Here is a 230-nt window from a genome sequence, read left to right as displayed (position 1 = left end):
ATTGATACCTCCGGCGTGACGCTGGATACCCGCTACCCAACCGGCTTTCAGCTGAAATCGAAATGCGATGATGGAACCGATCCCATTGTGGAGTACTTCCGCAAGGGTTCCGCAGCCAGCCATCTTTCGCCGGAGGATTTTAACGCCGCGCTGTTCAGCGATGCGCGCCATCTGCACATGAGCGGCGTGGCGGCGGCGATCTCCACCACCTCTTACGCCCTGCTGGAGCA

At 59.6% G+C, this 230-nt stretch carries 1 pseudogene; it reads left to right on the top strand.

Features of this window, described 5'->3' with window-relative positions:
- Nucleotides 1-230 (top strand): annotated as a pseudogene (locus AC4IHP_RS27940) (sugar kinase); the annotation flags it as partial.

The organism is Pseudomonas sp. UF-293, assembly GCF_058245595.1.
Note: the sequence above shows the minus strand (reverse complement) of the source record. Positions and strands in the feature narration are given on the sequence as shown.